This is a genomic window from Colwellia chukchiensis (genome assembly GCF_002104455.1).
Classification (GTDB): Bacteria; Pseudomonadota; Gammaproteobacteria; order Enterobacterales; family Alteromonadaceae; genus Cognaticolwellia; species Cognaticolwellia chukchiensis.
The window spans coordinates 1-15133 of record NZ_NBOC01000022.1 but is presented as its reverse complement, the minus strand read 5'-3'; the positions used below and the strand labels follow the sequence as shown (position 1 = coordinate 15133).

Annotated in this window: 12 protein-coding genes and 2 pseudogenes; 11 read left to right on the top strand and 3 right to left on the bottom strand. The window is 41.2% G+C overall.

Annotated features, from left to right (window positions below; translation table 11 throughout):
- Positions 1 to 59: 59 nt before the first annotated feature.
- On the bottom strand, positions 60 to 884 hold the full coding sequence (locus tag B6K83_RS16635; RefSeq protein WP_085285994.1) for an SDR family NAD(P)-dependent oxidoreductase: 825 nt from the start codon (positions 882 to 884) through the stop codon (positions 60 to 62).
- A gap of 139 nt (positions 885 to 1023) precedes the next feature.
- Here B6K83_RS16635 and B6K83_RS16630 point away from each other — a divergent pair, with 139 nt between their 5' ends.
- The 9 genes and pseudogenes from B6K83_RS16630 to B6K83_RS16595 form a co-directional block, all read left to right on the top strand.
- Positions 1024 to 3912, top strand: coding sequence for a M16 family metallopeptidase (locus B6K83_RS16630; protein ID WP_085285993.1), 2889 nt, complete (start codon positions 1024 to 1026; stop codon positions 3910 to 3912).
- 404 nt (positions 3913 to 4316) lie between these two features.
- A complete protein-coding gene (locus tag B6K83_RS16625) occupies positions 4317 to 4946 on the top strand; it encodes an OmpA family protein (protein WP_085285992.1) in 630 nt (209 codons plus the stop codon).
- 256 nt (positions 4947 to 5202) lie between these two features.
- Entirely contained in the window at positions 5203 to 5676 is a 474-nt protein-coding gene (greB, locus tag B6K83_RS16620; protein ID WP_085285991.1) for a transcription elongation factor GreB, read from the top strand.
- Positions 5677 to 5962: 286 nt separating this feature from the next.
- A complete protein-coding gene (locus tag B6K83_RS16615) occupies positions 5963 to 6937 on the top strand; it encodes a transposase (RefSeq protein ID WP_085285990.1) in 975 nt (324 codons plus the stop codon).
- 225 nt (positions 6938 to 7162) lie between these two features.
- A pseudogene (locus B6K83_RS18610) lies at positions 7163 to 7429 on the top strand (transposase); the annotation flags it as partial.
- A 95-nt stretch (positions 7430 to 7524) separates the two neighbouring features.
- Positions 7525 to 8385 (top strand): hypothetical protein, encoded by an 861-nt coding sequence (locus tag B6K83_RS16610; RefSeq protein WP_085285989.1) that lies wholly within the window; start codon positions 7525 to 7527, stop codon positions 8383 to 8385.
- Between the two features lie 11 nt (positions 8386 to 8396).
- Positions 8397 to 8819, top strand: coding sequence for a hypothetical protein (locus tag B6K83_RS16605; RefSeq protein ID WP_233144081.1), 423 nt, complete (start codon positions 8397 to 8399; stop codon positions 8817 to 8819).
- Positions 8820 to 9224: 405 nt separating this feature from the next.
- Complete coding sequence (locus B6K83_RS16600) at positions 9225 to 9461, top strand: hypothetical protein (protein WP_085285988.1); 237 nt, start codon at positions 9225 to 9227, stop codon at positions 9459 to 9461.
- 44 nt (positions 9462 to 9505) lie between these two features.
- Positions 9506 to 9637 (top strand): annotated as a pseudogene (locus tag B6K83_RS16595) (IS256 family transposase); the annotation flags it as partial.
- A gap of 463 nt (positions 9638 to 10100) precedes the next feature.
- Here the strand turns inward: B6K83_RS16595 and B6K83_RS16590 are convergent.
- Both B6K83_RS16590 and B6K83_RS16585 read right to left on the bottom strand, forming a co-directional pair.
- Positions 10101 to 10799, bottom strand: a complete 699-nt coding sequence (locus B6K83_RS16590; RefSeq protein WP_085285987.1) for an exonuclease domain-containing protein — start codon at positions 10797 to 10799, stop codon at positions 10101 to 10103.
- A 15-nt stretch (positions 10800 to 10814) separates the two neighbouring features.
- On the bottom strand, positions 10815 to 12656 hold the full coding sequence (locus B6K83_RS16585; RefSeq protein ID WP_085285986.1) for a putative nucleotidyltransferase substrate binding domain-containing protein: 1842 nt from the start codon (positions 12654 to 12656) through the stop codon (positions 10815 to 10817).
- A gap of 310 nt (positions 12657 to 12966) precedes the next feature.
- On the opposite strand from B6K83_RS16585, the gene B6K83_RS16580 reads away from it, so the two are divergent.
- Positions 12967 to 13218 carry a DUF4212 domain-containing protein gene (locus B6K83_RS16580; RefSeq protein ID WP_085285985.1) on the top strand — a complete coding sequence of 84 codons (252 nt, stop codon included), beginning with the start codon at positions 12967 to 12969 and terminating at the stop codon, positions 13216 to 13218.
- Positions 13218 to 14957: a sodium:solute symporter family protein gene (locus B6K83_RS16575; protein WP_085285984.1), complete on the top strand. Its 1740-nt coding sequence runs from the start codon at positions 13218 to 13220 to the stop codon at positions 14955 to 14957. Before B6K83_RS16580 ends, B6K83_RS16575 begins: the two co-directional genes overlap by 1 nt.
- The last annotated feature ends 176 nt before the right edge of the window (positions 14958 to 15133 follow it).

Genomic DNA, 15133 nt, shown 5'->3' with positions numbered 1-15133 from the left:
CTAGGATATGTTGATTTTTCGAGATGTGTTTTACAGCGACTTGACAATATCGTCCGTGCTTATTTCTGGCGCTGGCGATATTGTGCCTTCATTTTACGCCCCTTTCGGTATAACGCGGGTCGCAGCGCTCGGCGTAACCGAGGAAATAGGTAAGATAGCGTAGTTAACCAACCACTGACTCTGGGTAAGGAAATTTCGATTTGCTCACCACGAGCGCAACAAATTATTGCCTCGGCTACTTGCTCAGCGCTGCTCATGGGCTGAGAGAAAACAATGTCTTCTACTTGCTCAAGTTCAGACATAATAAAGCCGGTATCAATCGGTCCGGGCGATACCAGTGCAACACTAATTTCGCTGGCCATTAATTCATCGGCTAGCGAGTAAGTAAAAGCTCGCAAACCTGCTTTTGTTGCCGCATAAGTCGCCGCGCCTTGTAATGGCGTTCTGCCGGCCAGTGAGCCGACATTGACAATAGCGCCAGCACCAAGTGCGCGTACATGAGGTAATACTAAGCGGCTTAATTGGATCGGTGCTCTAAGGTTAACATCAACCATTTTCGCTAGCTCATTGGCTTGGTTTTTCTCAACATCACCACGTTGATGAAAGCCGGCATTGTTTATTAATACATCAATGCGGCCAAAGGCCTCAATTGCTGTTTGCACCAGCAACTCATTAGCTTTTGCATCGGCTATGTCCATAGCCACATTGATCACAGGGGTGATGGCGCTTAATTCGGCGGTTATTTTATCTAAACCAGCTTGGCCACGCGCCACTAACACTAGGTGTGCACCGAGTTGAGCAAAGGCCCTTGCAGTGGCTGCCCCAACACCCGTTGAGGCGCCGGTAATGATGACAGTTTTGCCGTTAAAGTTATGAATGCCCATAAACCATACCTCATAGGGTAACCGTGTGCGGTAACTTGTGGTTATTTTATTACAGGTTAGCATGTAAACAATTTGTTAAATAGATGAATAAAGAGTAATAATTTCATAGAATAGCGATACTATATGAAAGGGAACTAACATGAAAATAGCAAACTTAATTGCGACAGCGCTGATCAGCTTGACACTCTCAGCGTGTATCGCTACCCAAACCCAACAAGAGTCAAGCGCGCAAAGTGCCGCGACTGGGGACAATAACAATAAAGTATTTAAACAAAATTATCTTTTTAAAGAGCTAAGTAACGGCTTACGGGTGTTGATTGTAAAAACAGATTACCCTGATTTAGTGTCGGTACAAATTCCGGTATCGGTTGGCTCGCGAGATGAAGATCAAGTGGGTAAAACCGGCTTTGCGCACTTTTTTGAACATATGATGTTTAAAGGCTCAACGCGATACCCACAAGCGGTATATGCTGATTTATTTAAAAATGCTGGCGTTGATAATGGTGCCTACACCACCAATGACTATACCAATTACCATTTAGACTTTTCAAAAGATCACTTAGCAAGCGTTTTAGAAATTCAAGCAGATCACTTTAAAAACTTAACCTATACTGCGGCGCAATTTAAAACCGAAGCACTGACGGTTAAAGGCGAGTATTTAAAAAATAATGCCAACCCAATACGAAAGCTGTTAGCAGCGGTGCGTAATGAGGCGTTTGAAAGTCATACTTATAAGCACACCACCATGGGCTTTTTTGAAGACGTAGAAGCCATGCCTGAGCAATTAGCTTATGGTGAAAAATTCTTTCAACAGTTTTATAAACCCGAGTATGTTTCTTTAATTATTGTTGGTGACGTTGACCCTACGCAAACCTTAGCTTTGGTAGAGCAACATTGGGGCGATTGGCAACGTGGTGATTTTGTTAATCAGATAGCGCCAGAGCCAAAACAGCAAACCGCCAAATATGTACACGAACAATTTGCTGGTATGCCGGGGCATTGGCTATTGGTGTCATATAAAGGGACTGATTGGCAACCGACGAAAAAAGATCGCGCGGCTCTTGATTTGATCTCTGAACTTTATTTTTCTAAAAATTCCGCCTTGTATCAAGAGCTAGTGGTTGATAAACAATTGGCTAGTCAGATGTTTAGTTATAACCCAGCCACTAAAGACGTTGGCTTGCGCCATGTTTTTGTGAAAGTAAATAAAGAGCAAGACTTGCTGACGGTGCGTGACGCAATTAATCAAACTTATGCTAAGGCACGCACCAGCTTAGTGGCGGTAGAAAAACTTGATAAATTAAAATCAAACTTAAAATATAGCTTTATTAATAGCTTAGACTCTTCAGAGGCGATTGCAGCAACATTAGCAAGCTATATGCATTTTAACCGTGATCCCGAAACCATTAATTATCTTTATAACAGCTTTGACAAGGTAAGCGCAGCAGATATTTTGACTGTGGCAAATAAGTATTTTGTGGATGAAAACCGCACCACAGCCACCTTATCGGCATTACATGAAATCACTGGCTTTAGTGAAGAAGTGAGCTTAAACGCTGCGGTAACGCAGTTAAAAATGCAACAACAAGCTGTCAATAAACCCTACTATACCCTATTAGACCACAGCAGCAATTCACCGTTAATAGACGTTAACTTTTTGTTTTATACCGGCGCTGCGGCTGATCCTGTTGGGAAAAAAGGCTTGGCGGCGCTTACGGCCAGTATGTTGACAAAAGGCGGTTCAAAAACTCGCAGTTATCAAGCAATACAACAAGGTTTATATCCGATTGCTGGGCAGTTTTCTGCGCAAGTTGATAAAGAAATGATCTCGTTTACCGGCCGCGTTCATCAAGATAATGCAAAGTCGTGGTATCAGCTGATCAGCGAGCAATTATTAAATCCGGGTTGGCGAGAAGATGACTTTAAACGATTGAAAAAAGAATTAATCGATAGTATTAATGCTGACTTAAAGTCTTCGAATGACGAAGAATTAGGTAAAGAGGTTTTGTATCAGCAACTTTATCAAGGCCATGCTTATCAGCACTATAATCATGGTGCGGTTGCAGATTTAAACGCGATTACGCTTGCCGATGTAAAACAATTTTATGCCACACAATTCACCCAAGCCAAATTGCATTTGGGTATTACGGGCGCTATGCCAAGTGATGTTAAAGCACAGTTGCTAAGTGATTTAGCCCGCTTGCCACGCGGCGATGAAAAACGCTTAAGCATAGCCAAAGCGCCAACATTACAAGGTCGCCATGCCACGATTGTAGAAAAGAGCGCGCAATCAACCGCGGTGTCTTTTGGTTTTCCAATTGACACTATACGCAATCATCAAGACTGGCCCGCCTTGTGGCTAGTGCGCTCTTACTTTGGTGAACACAGAAGCTCAAATAGTTATTTATATCAACAAATACGCCAAGACCGCGGCATGAACTACGGTGATTATGCCTACATTGAGTATTTTCCCCGTGGTATGTTTCAAACTAAACCTGATGCGAACTTAGGGCGGTCAAGCCAAATATTCCAAGTATGGTTACGCCCCTTGCGCTCAAATAATGATGCCCATTTTGCCACTCGAGCAGCAGTGTATGAGCTAGAGCAATTGATTAAAAACGGCATGAGCGAAAAAGACTTTCAAGCGACCCGCAATTATTTAATTAATTATGCGCCGCAACTAGTCGCTAGCCAAGACAAGCAATTAGGCTATGCGCTAGATAGTGCCTTTTATCAAACCGACGAATTTGTTCGTTATGTGCGTGGGCAATTAGCGAAATTGACTTTAGCTGATGTTAATCGTGTTATTAAAGACAACTTGCAAACGGATAACATGCACTATGTTTTTGTTTCTGGTGACGGTGAGGACATGAAACAACGCTTATTAAACGAGCAAATTTCACCGTTAAAATACAACGCTGAAAAACCAGCGGCGTTATTAGCGACCGATAAAATTATTGAAAGCTATAAACTTAAGCTGCCAAGCGACAATGTTAAAGTGCTTGCGGTTGAAGAAGTCTTTAACTAACGAAACAATTGATAAACTAGCGAAAACACCATTCACGCAGTGGTGTTTTCGCGGCCAATAAGCTGGGCTTTGTTCGCTGCGACTGCCACTAAATGCGCGATTACTCCTGTACTATGTTGTTAATTTCTATTGCCGTTAGCGCAACACATATTCAGTAACTGACGTTAACAGCATACTGATTATTTATTAACGGCTCTTATTTCCAGCACTTATCAAGTGCATCAGCCATAGTAAATTCGGTTGTAATCACGCCTCGATTGATATTTATGGTGAGAAATTTTTACTGCTATTAAAATTGACAATAAGCCGTGATTGCTTGCTACAATCACGCTTCTCGTTCATCAACCATTCATTTTTCCCTTGGTATGATGTAAATAAAGCTATTTCTTTTGAGGACATAGGTCATGCGGTTCAAAAAATCTATTATCAGTTTAGTTGTTGCATCTATAGTGTTAACCGGTTGCGCTAGTACCAATAAAGGCAAAGGTGCCGCCATAGGTGCTGTTGCGGGTGCGGTGTTAGGTAAATCAACCAGTAATCATAAAAATAAACGCGCTGTTTGGGGTGCTGCCATTGGTGCGATTGCCGGTGCCGCGATTGGTGATTATATGGATCAGCAAGAACAAGAGTTTCGTCAGGAGCTATCTGGCTCTGGCATTGACGTGGTGCGCGAAGGTGATAATTTACGCCTGATCATGCCGGCTAATATTACTTTTGCTACTGGTCAAGCTTATATAAGTTCGGGCTTTTATGCCACGCTTGACGATATTGCCCGCGTGCTCAATAAGTATGAAAAAACCTTATTAAGCATTGAAGGCCATACGGATAGCCAAGGTGGCGTGGCGTTTAACCAAAATTTATCCGAACAACGCGCCGCCAGTGTTAAGCAATATTTAACCAATCAAGCTATTTTAGCAAATCGTTTACAAACGGTTGGTTATGGTAAATCACGACCCATTGCCGATAATGCCACCGCCAATGGCCGAGCATTAAATCGCCGTGTTGAAATTCAAATTATTCCTAAGCAAGGGTAAGTGGCGAGCTTTATTAGCACAAGGTAATAGCCAGAGCTGTACGTTATTGCAAGTGCACAGGTAATGCGTATGTAGTGCCGCTTTTACCGTATGATTAATGTTATCAATACCATGCCTTGGCGTGGTATTTTTGTCTCAGGGCCATAAACCCAAATAACGTCGCGGCTAGCATAGCAATACAATTGGCTATATTATTGCGTTGTAAGCCAGTGGCATTAGCACAACTTTTTTTGACTAATAAGATCACAGAATAACGATGAAAACAAAACTAATTACTCGACCCGGCTATGAAATGTTGCAGCAAGAGTTAAATAAACTTTGGCGTGAAGAGCGACCCGAAACCACGCGTAAAGTTTCGTGGGCTGCCAGTTTAGGTGATCGTAGTGAAAATGCAGACTATCAATACAACAAAAAACGGCTTCGCGAAATAGACCGGCGAGTACGTTACTTACGGAAAATACTCGAAGAATTAAAAATTGTCGATTACGGTCCGCAGCAAGAAGGTAAAGTGTTTTTTGGCGCTTGGGTCAGCCTAGAAAACGACGATAATGAAACCCTTAAATTTCGCATTGTTGGCCCAGAAGAAATTTATGGTCGTAACGATTACTCGTCAATCGACTCGCCAATTGCGCGTGCCTGCCTGCAAAAAGAAGTAGACGATGAAGTGGTGGTGCAAACGCCAAATGGCGAGAAAGTTTGGTATGTATGTGATATTCAGTATGAAAAATAGGGTGATAGCGCTGAATTTAAGCCTAAACAGGCCAGTGCTCATCACTTATGGAGATAATTAGTAGTAGCTAGAAATAACACATAAATTGATTTAACTGTCGCTATCTAAATATTTATTCTCTTTGCTTATGAAAATGCTTGGCGCGGAACGCATCAAGGCTAACCATATTAAATCGAGCGTTAACTTTTAGCTCGTTCAAAGAAATAACAAGGACAGTCGCTTATATTTGAATAATACAAAATGCTGAACTAAGGTTAATATCTAATCAAAATTCAGGGATGTTATTATGACAACAGCGAGAAAGCAGTTAATTAGTTTAGTCGATACCCCTTATTATCATTGTATTTCTCGTTGTGTACGCCGTGCTTTTTTGTGTGGTGAAGATAAAAATACAGGTCAGAACTTTGACCACAGGAAAGGCTGGATAGAAGAAAAACTACTTAGCCTAACTCAAGTGTTTGCTATTGATGTATGCGCTTACGCTGTGATGAGTAACCACACCCATACCGTATTATTTATTGACGAAGACACCGCTAAAGGTTGGTCAAGTAAAGAAGTGCTTGAACGCTGGCATCAATTATTCAAAGGCACATTACTCACACAGCAATATTGTTGCGGTGATGAAATTCCCGACTACTTAATGACCTCATTGCTTGAAACAGTTGAGGTATATCGCAACCGTTTAATGGATATCAGCTGGTTTATGCGCCTACTCAACCAAAGTATTGCTACAAAAGCCAACCAAGAAGATAACTGTACAGGGCATTTTTGGGAAGGACGTTTTAAATCTCAAGCGTTATTAGATGAAGCCGCCCTTGCTGCTTGTATGGCCTATGTTGATTTAAACCCCGTTAGAGCCAATGTAGCCACAACACCAGAAAGCTCAGAGAATACCAGTGTAAAACAACGCGTAATATCAGCTAAAAAAGCTCAACAACCAAAATTGTTGTTGCCTTTTATTGGCAACCCACGCCAATCGATGCCCAAGGGCTTACCGTTTGAGCTCAAAGACTACCTTGAACTAATTGAGCTAACAGGGCGCTGTATTCGAGAAGACAAAACAGGGTATATTGATAAACACCAACCAGCACTGCTAACAAGGTTAAATATAATGCCTGAAAACTGGTTAACGTTAAGTAAAGATTTTAGAAAGCTCTTTCATGGTGCTGTAGGTCATAGCGATGTATTAACTGACTATTGTGAACATAAAGGGTTGAAGCGACGAGCCAATGTTAACCGTTGTACTAAATTGTTAGCATAGTATTAAGCAAAATTTGTAGTACAACCACTCAAGTCCCACCAACACATCAAGCCTGATGTAGTAGTTCTGCCTAGAAAACAGTGTTTTTCTATTTTGACTGTAACTTTGGTAAAGTTTTTTTAAATAAAGACGATATTCTTAATCATTGAGTTTATTTTAAGCTGTTTATTAGCTTGCATGCTGGCTTTGTTGTAGGTAATTTATAAGCGAGTGTCCTAATTAATTTTACCGTTTGAGCTTAAAGACTATCTTGAACTAATTGAGCTAACAGGGCGCTGTATTCGAGAAGACAAAACAGGGTATATTGATAAACACCAACCAGCACTGCTAACAAGGTTAAATATAATGCCTGAAAACTGGTTAACGTTAAGTAAAGATTTTAGAAAGCTCTTTCATGGTGCTGTAGGTCATAGCGATGTATTAACTGACTATTGTGAACATAAAGGGTTGAAGCGACGAGCCATTGTTGCAAATAAGTTAATAATAACGTAGTGTTTATGGTGATTTTTTTTATAGCTATATGAATATTATAGAATTAACGATCAAATCAAACTTTAAATTTTTAAAATAATAACAGGGTGTGATTCATGTTTAAGAAATCTATTTTATCATCTGTAATTTTCATCTCACTTGCGACTTGCTCTCAAAATGCTTTTTCAAGAACCTATGAGATGCCTGATAATTGTGAACTTGATGGAAATACAGCTTATGACTTTTCTATTTCTAATCTAGAAGAGCAAATTCAGTTTGGGTATGATATCTATAATGATCCAAGTGCAAGCTCTGGGGATATTAGTGCTCATCAAGGGTGGATTGAACAAATTTCTGAATTAATTAATTCATTTGACTCTGTTAAAGTTTCAGCCCCCAAACATGTATTAAGAGGGCAAACATTTAGAGCTAAAGGCGAAGCATTTCTAGATCCTTATGTAAACATAAAGTTTAGTAACTCAGAAAAGGGTTACGTTGGCACTGATAAAACAAATTTAGAGACCAATGCATATAAAAACATGTCATTCTCAAATACATATGGGATAGGCTTAGTTTGGGCGCACAGAGCGAGTGGCTTGTGTTCATCACAGCAAGTTTGGGTTCAATTTTCACCAGATATTACTATTAATTCCGCCTCCGACTCTTCTGGAGCAATTTCTGCTTCAATTTCTTATGATGTGGACAAATATTCGAAGGCAGCAAAAAATCCTTCAACCAATGTCCGGGTAGAGCTAAAAGCCACAAGTGAAATTTACGGGTCTGTATCAACTAAATATATTTATAGCTCTATATTAGACAACAATATTAACTTAAGTGTCTTTCCTTCAGCTGGTGGTGGTCCCTACTTAGTTCAAGCGACAGTGAGTGATGGCACATATTCTAAGAGCTATACATACGGAACAATATTTATTTCAGGCCCATCAAGCCCGCCGTGCCAGTCGTGCCAGCCTCTATAAAGGAGAATAGTATGAAAAATTCTATCAAGTTTTGTATGATTTCTCTTTTATTAACAAGTTTTAGCAGTTTTTCAGCTCAGGATGATGACTACAAAATTGGGCTGTCGGTTGGTTCCCCTGCTTTAGCAAACATTGTAATCCATAAAGAGATTAAAGGACTAAAATTTCAATTGTCTGGTGGTTACTGGGGAGATAAAGTTAGTGGTATAGAGGTTGGGACTAGCTTCTATAACAACCCTGATAACTTTATATCAAATGCAAATATTGTTTTAGGATATAGTAGACAAGAAAACTCAAAACTAAAAGAGTGGAGTTATGCGGGGATCACGACACGATTGGAGAAAAATGGTTTTTTTATTGAGCCGGGGCTTTCATTCGGTAGTGGAGATTACAGTTCGCCACAACTTTTAATACAAGCTGGCTATTTATGGTAAATGTGACTGAATCTTTGTAAATAATATTGCCTAATGAAGAATATTACACTGTTTATTCAGCAAAAGTAATAATAAGCTAATAAAGGAAAAGTAAAGGTGGTCAAGCTTTATTGACCACCTTTTTATCTTTAGCTCATCTAAAAATTCCAACTCAACGCAAATCATCTAAAGTAACAGGAGGGTAAAGCTAATGAAATGCCCCATATGATGAGTTTTAAAACAGTTAGGCGATATATAATCTATCTAGAAAACGAGGTGAGGAATCGATGATAGAAGTAAATGAATATCTTTCTTTCACAGAGGAAAAAAACTTCGACCATTGTATAGCGAAGGTGACTATATAAACGGTGATAAATTCCATATGTAAAACATTAGTAATTATAAGAGCTGCTTAAGGAGTTAGAAATGAACAGAGCTATACTTTTTGTTGCTTGTTTATTATCGGTTTCAGGGTGTGCATCTAATCAGTTTGCAGATACAACTCTGAAAGATGCAAAAAGAAATATTGAAAAACGAGAACAAGCTCTACCTGATGATTTAAAGACAGGAAATGGAAACATTGATGATATTAAAAAAGGAGCCAAACACGCAACGAATGAAGGTATATTCAAACTATTCCTTTCATTGTTCGGTAGTGTTTAGAAATCTGTGTCATTTCAGTATTATTAAGAAAATAGGAGTGACACATGACTCAATCTTTCGACTTCAACAAAGCACTAGCTGAACTTCAATCTGGTAAAGGTTTAACAGGTGAGGATGGTGTTTTAACACCGCTCATCAAGCAATTAACCGAAGCTGCTTTAAAAGCGGTCTTCGAATTCAATCATAAATCGATTCAAGGCCGTTTTCCAATTTCTTATTGGCATCGTCCATTTTTTTGATGCTTGCTCAATGGCTAGGTAAATAACTTTTCTTGCAGAATCATCATGAAATAAATGGGATCGGTTAAATTTAAACGCCGCTCTTGAGTCTATGAGCTATAGTTAGTCTGAAAATGGACTTAAAGGAATATCGCAATGGCAAGGTTGCCAAGAGTCGAGTTAATTGGCATACCCCAAGTTCTCCTTAAAAGCATGGACCTGCACCGAGCTCTTTGAAAACATAACAGAATACTAGGTAATCGCCTCAGCAATATCCGCCTACAACATGCGCGTTAAATCACCAAAAATACAAAGTAATTCAATTAGTTATAAAGGTGGCGCCCGAAAAGCACTTTATGTCGCAATTTCATTAACAGACGTTATCAAGCCACCCTTAAGCTATTAAGAATTCGCCATTTGGCTATAAAATTAATTGTTGTAGTGATAACGCTTGCTGGCGTTCAGCGTTTATTGCCAGCAGTAATTCTGCGGTGGCAATGGCGTCGTTGAGGGCGTTGTGGGCGTAATGATCGGGCAAGTGGTATTTTGCTCGTAGCGCAGCCAGTCGCAATTGCGAAGGGTCGTACGCTACGGCGCTTTTATCAAGCATTTTTTTAGCGACTACTAAGGTGTCAATTATCGGCAAGGGTGGCGCCATGCCATAAAGCTCTAAGCAAGCTTGTCGTAAAAATTGTCGTTCAATGCGGGCAAAATGCACTAACATCACTTTACCGGCTAAACGTTCTAGTAGTTGTGCTATCACATCGGCTAAGGGTTGGCCTTGGTCTTTTTGGTCGTCGGTAATTTGGTGAATAGTGACATTGTCGGCTTGTAAACTGCCCTGGGTATGAATTATAGCGTGATAACTGCTGGCTAATTTTATTTGCTGTTGTGTTACGTCAACACAGCCAACACTGAGTAATTTGTCTTTTACCGCATCAAGGCCGGTGGTTTCAAAGTCAACGGCTAATATCTCAATATCTTCAAACGGTGTATCAAGCGCCGGAAACGGTTGTGATAAAAATGTGCGCAACGGCCCGGCAGGTGCGCTTTTTAACATGCGCTTACGTTGGGCTTCATAACCGATAAAAGAGCGAAAGAGAAAATGATGTTCAAGCATAATGTACACAAACCACTAAAAAGTTGATTGACGACTGTCTTGTAAGGTTTTGATCACTTTAAAGGCGTCTTTTAAGTGTTCACGCTCGAGTTTAGATAATTCTTTTGGCGACAAATAATTATTGGGTTGTTGGCCCTGTTGTAATTTATTGGCTTGATGTGTCATGCGTAACATGCTTAAAAACTCATAGGCGGCGATTAAATTTGCGGCTGAGGCTCTGGTTAATGATGGAGTGCCGGCGGCTAGTTTAAGTCGCTCTATGGTGTTAACACAGGCAATGCCTTCTGACAGGGCATAAATTCTTGCTAAATCAACAATCGGGGCAATGCCGTTGTGTTTAATGTCGAGTGTGGCTTTATTTTCGCCGTCTTGAATGAGTACAAAGTCGCGAAAAAAACCTAAAGGAGGGCGTAAATTTAAGGCATTTTTCGTTAAATGGGCAATAAACAAGGTGCTTAATTGGGTTGCTTTGAGCATTTTTTCTCGCACTTGCTCTAGTAAGTGGCTATCGCCATAGACAGTGCTTAAGTCAAAAAATATACTGCAATGCATTAACGCCTTGGGCTCAGGGTTATGTATCCACTGGGTAAAATACTGGTGCCATTTGGCTTGTGTTTGGCACCACTTTGGGTTGGTGGCCATAACATTACCCGGGCAATAGACAAAGCCGCAGGCGGCGAGACCGTCGCAGACAAAGGTTGCTAAGTCTTTAAACCAATATTCGTGCTCTGGCTTTAAGTCGTTTGAGATGATCAAGGCATTGTCTTGATCTGAGTGCACAAATTGCTCTTGTCGCGCTTGTGAGCCGGCCGCTAGCCAAGCAAAAGGCACTGGCGCTGGGCCTAATAGCTTTTCTGCCATTTCAATCAGGCGAATGGTAAACGCCATGGTAATGGCGCTAATACTTTTGCCGACATGATCGGCTGTGGTGCCGAGTTTGGCCATGCGAATTTGCAGTTTTGGGATCATATGACTGATCTCACTAAGCTCAGCAACGGTTTTCGCTTTGTGAATAACGCTGGTAATGTTGACCGCATTTTGTCCTTCGTTATTCATTAAGTCGGTCACGGTAACCATGCCAACTAGCTTGGTATTTTGCATGACCGGCAAGTGGTGAATATGCTGCTGTGTCATGATCAACAAGGCATCATACGCGGTACTTTTAATGTCGATTGTGGTCATGTTGTCAGTCATGATGGCACTAACCGGTTGTTCTGTGGCTAAGCCTTGTGCCACACAACGGCGACGAATGTCTTTATCTGTGACTATGCCTAATGGCTGACCTTGGTCAACAATTACTAAGCAGGAGAAGTTTTCTTCGGTCATCAAAATAGCGGCTTGTTTAATGCTAGTGCTTGAGCTAACACTCACCACAGGGCTGTGATAAAACTTTTCTACAGTACTATTAAGTAAAGAAGAGTTAACTATGGCATCTTCATTCACTTGTAGCATTTTTTTACTCAGGCGTTGCTCAGCTGTGTGTTGAAAAAACGCCAACACGTCAGGGTAGTGCTTGACGATTTTATGGAATGTTGGGTAATGAATGCTGTACAGTAAGGTGTCTTCTTCAGCGCATACCTTAATATTATCTTGAGGCTCATGACAAAAAACAGTACAAATATCGCCTTCGCCATATTTAGCTAATAGCTCATCATTTTCACTGGCGTAACTTAGCGCCCCTTTACGCAAAATGTAAAGGTTATGCTCAGATACACCACGCGGTGGTAATACTTGACCTCGGCGCACATAGCAAATACTGATTTCTTTAACCACTTGTTCAATGATCTGACTCGGCAATAGCTCCATCGCTGGAAGGGCGTGGATAAAGTCAGAGATTTCAGTTAGTGCAGAGTCCATGCAATGTCTCGTCTAGCAGTAGTTACTGTATTTAGGGCAATTATCTTTATTAAGTCAACCGATTCGCCTGTGTTCTAGACTAAAGTTTAATATCAGGGCTGAAAAAAGGTTGCTAGTGTGTATTTTAGAGTAGGTTAAGTATTCATTGCCGTCAGCTTAGTTCAAAACGTCAACCAATGAATAGTCAATCCCTCGGATAACAACAGGTGAAATAAGCTAGGCTCAGGAAACTTTGCTTGGTTAAAGCGTATAAAAATCATAAAACGCTGTGGCTATTAGCTGTAATGGCCATAATTGCTAGGAGAGAATGATGGAAGGTAATAAAACATATTGGCAGGAAAATCTGCGCTTAATATACATATGTCTGGCCATTTGGTTTGTGGTGTCATTTGGCTTTGGTTTGATCTTGGTTGAACCGTTAAATGCCATACGGTTAGGCGGTTATAAACTTGGTTTCTGGTTTGCTCAACAAGGCTCTATTTATACCTTTGTGGGTCTTATCTTTTGGTATACCAAGAAAATGAACGATCTTGATAAAAAATATAATGTGGAGGAGTCATAATGGATGAGTTAAAAATCTATACCTATATCGCTGTATTTGGCTCTTTTGCGCTCTATTTTGGTATTGCTTGGTGGGCGCGTGCCGGCTCAACCAGTGACTTTTATGTGGCTGGTGGCGGTGTCACGCCAATGCAAAATGGTATGGCGATTGGTGCCGACTGGATGAGTGCTGCTTCGTTTATTTCTATGGCGGGGATGATTTCCTTTTTAGGCTATGGCGGCTCGGTTTTCCTGATGGGCTGGACCGGCGGTTATGTTTTATTGGCTATGCTGTTAGCGCCTTATATGCGTAAACACGGTAAGTTTACCGTGCCTGAGTTTATTTATGATCGTTATTACTCTAAAACGGCGCGTATTGTTGCGGTTGTGTGTTTAATCATCGCCTCATTAACTTATATCATAGGGCAAATGAAAGGCGTTGGTGTTGCTTTCTCGCGCTTTTTAGAAGTGGATTACGACCTAGGTTTATACATAGGTATGTTCGTGGTTTGGGTGTATGCGGTTCTTGGTGGTATGAAAGGCATAACCTATACGCAAATTGCTCAATACTGCGTGTTGATTTTTGCCTACACCATTCCGGCGGTATTTATTTCGCTACAATTAACCGGCAACCCAATCCCACAACTGGGCTTAGGCTCAACCTTAGCTGACGGTAGCGGGATGTACTTGCTTGATAAGCTGGATATGGTGGTAACTGACCTTGGCTTTAAAGAGTACACCACAGACAACATGGGCGGCACGGTGAACATGTTTGCTTATACCATGTCGCTAATGATAGGTACTGCAGGTTTACCGCATGTAATTATGCGCTTTTTCACCGTACCTTCGGTTAAAGCGGCGCGTCAATCAGCCGGGTATGCGTTGGTGTTTATTGCCTTACTTTATACAGTAGCCCCTGCTGTTGGCGCGATGGCACGATTAAACTTAATGCACACCATAGAGCCAGTTGCCGGTCAACACATGGACTATGCTGAGCGTCCACAATGGTTTAAAGATTGGGAAACCACAGGCTTGTTGCAATTTGAAGATAAAAATGGTGACGGCAAAGTGCAATACTCAGCTGATCAAGCCAGCAATGAAATGGTTAAAGTAGACCGTGACATTATGGTATTGGCTAACCCTGCGATTGCTAACTTACCTAACTGGGTGATTGCCTTAGTGGCAGCTGGCGGTTTGGCAGCGGCATTATCGACCGCGGCAGGTTTATTATTGGCTATATCTTCGTCTATTTCTCATGACTTAATGAAAGGGATACTGACCCCAGATATGTCAGAGAAAAATGAGCTGCTGGCGGGGCGTGTGGTGATGACCTTGTCGATTATTGTTGCTGGTTGGTTGGGGCTAAATCCGCCTGGCTTTGCGGCTGGTACGGTGGCACTGGCCTTTGGCTTAGCCGCATCGTCAATTTTCCCAGCGTTAATGATGGGGATATTTGCCAAGAAAATGAGTGGTAAGGCTGCGGTTTGGGGAATGATTTCGGGTATTGGTGTCACTATGCTGTATGTGTTCCAGCATAAAGGTATTATGTTTATTCCTGGCACGTCATTCTTAGGTGGCATGGGCGAGAACTGGTTCTTTGGTATCTCACCGAATGCCTTTGGCTCAGTGGGTGCTTTAGTGAACTTTATTGTTGCCTTTGTGGTGTTAAAAGTAACAGGTCCAGCGCCTAGCCATATTCAAGAAATGGTCGATAACTTCCGCACACCACATGGTGGTGTTGCAGCAGCGCACGATCACTAACTCGGTGTTAACTTATTGATAATACCGACAGAAAAAGGCCCCTTATCTGGTAATGCCGATCGTTTAAGAAATAGTTGAACGATCTTGCAAGTATAAGATAATCCCCTCTGATATTTTCAGAGGGGATTTTTTTGTGCTTAATAATGAACTAGAGCTTGTTTATGAATCAGTTGAAG

Bases quoted from the DNA above. Each gene is read 5' to 3' on its own strand.
- B6K83_RS16605 (WP_233144081.1), top strand. From the start codon at position 8,397: ATGAAAAATTCTATCAAGTTTTGTATGATTTCTCTTTTATTAACAAGT.
- B6K83_RS16625 (WP_085285992.1), top strand. From the start codon at position 4,317: ATGCGGTTCAAAAAATCTATTATCAGTTTAGTTGTTGCATCTATAGTG.
- greB (WP_085285991.1), top strand. From the start codon at position 5,203: ATGAAAACAAAACTAATTACTCGACCCGGCTATGAAATGTTGCAGCAA.
- B6K83_RS16580 (WP_085285985.1), top strand. From the start codon at position 12,967: ATGGAAGGTAATAAAACATATTGGCAGGAAAATCTGCGCTTAATATAC.
- B6K83_RS16585 (WP_085285986.1), bottom strand. From the start codon at position 12,656: ATGGACTCTGCACTAACTGAAATCTCTGACTTTATCCACGCCCTTCCA.
- B6K83_RS16630 (WP_085285993.1), top strand. From the start codon at position 1,024: ATGAAAATAGCAAACTTAATTGCGACAGCGCTGATCAGCTTGACACTC.
- B6K83_RS16615 (WP_085285990.1), top strand. From the start codon at position 5,963: ATGACAACAGCGAGAAAGCAGTTAATTAGTTTAGTCGATACCCCTTAT.
- B6K83_RS16610 (WP_085285989.1), top strand. From the start codon at position 7,525: ATGTTTAAGAAATCTATTTTATCATCTGTAATTTTCATCTCACTTGCG.
- B6K83_RS16635 (WP_085285994.1), bottom strand. From the start codon at position 884: ATGGGCATTCATAACTTTAACGGCAAAACTGTCATCATTACCGGCGCC.
- B6K83_RS16575 (WP_085285984.1), top strand. From the start codon at position 13,218: ATGGATGAGTTAAAAATCTATACCTATATCGCTGTATTTGGCTCTTTT.
- B6K83_RS16590 (WP_085285987.1), bottom strand. From the start codon at position 10,799: ATGCTTGAACATCATTTTCTCTTTCGCTCTTTTATCGGTTATGAAGCC.
- B6K83_RS16600 (WP_085285988.1), top strand. From the start codon at position 9,225: ATGAACAGAGCTATACTTTTTGTTGCTTGTTTATTATCGGTTTCAGGG.